A 1,347-nucleotide genomic window follows, 5' to 3' on the forward strand; every position below is an offset into this window, starting at 1 on the left:
GGTCAGATCCTGATCGTCGGTGCTTCCCGCGGCAAGGGCATCTATGGCATCCTGCACATTAGCAGCCCCAAGGCCACTGGTCGTATTGTCATAGGAATTCGAAGCCGCACGGGTATCGAGGATCAAATCAGTACCGTCATTATTGGTAAAAGTGTATGTACCATTCCCATTATCCGAAATATCTGCCTTGCTAACCGTTTGTGACACCCCACTCTCATTGACATATGTAAGGGTTCCATCGGCATTATCCGTGAGGTTGGTAATCGTCTCGGAAATCGTTACAGAAGCAACATTTAAATACAAAGCGCCATCGGCTCCTGCTACAATATCATTATTCAAATCGGTACTGATAAGATTCGTAGATTCAGTTCCACCTCCATCAGTTACCTCCAGAGCACCAGCGTTCATCGATACACCAGTGTTATATTCATTTCCAACGACCTGGTCGTTGTCAGCTGCAGCATCTGAAGCCAGTTCATCAACTGCCGCCTGTACATCTGTGGCAGCAAGGCCACTGGCTGTATTGTCATATGGATTGCTCGAGGCATTCGTGTCGATTAACTGGGTAGCCCCTGTCTCATCAGTATAGGTGTAGGTCCCATCACCGTTATCGGCCAATGTCGAAATCGAAGCGTCGGCTATTGTGGTCACATTACCTCCCGCATCCGTAAAATCATAGGTCCCGTCTCCATTATCGGTAAGGGATACGGTTCCGGCTGCTGCATTGATCTCATCGATCGCCGCCTGCACATCTGTGGCAGCAAGGCCACTGGCTGTATTGTCGTATGGATTGCTTGAGGCGTTCGTGTCGATTAACTGGGTAGCCCCTGTCTCATCAGTATAGGTGTAGGTCCCATCACCGTTATCGGCCAATGTCGAAATAGAAGCGTCGGCTATTGTGGTCACATTACCTCCCGCATCTGTAAAATCATAAGTCCCGTCTCCATTGTCGGCAAGGGATACGGTTCCGGCTGCTGCATTGATCTCGTCGATCGCCGCCTGCACATCTGTAGCTGCAAGGCCACTGGCTGTATTGTCGTATGGATTGCTTGAGGCATTCGTGTCGATTAACTGGGTAGCCCCTGTCTCATCCGTATAAGTGTAGGTCCCATCCCCGTTATCGGCCAATGTCGAAATCGAAGCGTCGGCTATTGTGGTCACATTACCTCCCGCATCTGTAAAATCATAGGTTCCGTCTCCATTGTCAGTAAGGGATACGGTTCCGGCTGCTGCATTGATCTCGTCGATCGCCGCCTGTACATCTGTGGCAGCAAGGCCGCTGGCTGTATTGTCATATGGATTGCTCGAAGCGTTCGTGTCGATTAACTGGGTAGCCCCTGTCTCATC

Annotated in this window: 1 protein-coding gene; it reads right to left on the bottom strand. The window is 50.3% G+C overall.

Annotation, left to right across the window (positions count from 1 at the left end; all coding sequences use genetic code 11):
- Window positions 1-1,347 (bottom strand): beta strand repeat-containing protein (locus QU605_RS15270; protein ID WP_289726197.1); only part of this gene is annotated, 1,347 nt, incomplete at both ends.

It is taken from the genome of Robiginitalea aurantiaca (assembly GCF_030380815.1).
Taxonomy (GTDB): domain Bacteria; phylum Bacteroidota; class Bacteroidia; order Flavobacteriales; family Flavobacteriaceae; genus Robiginitalea; species Robiginitalea aurantiaca.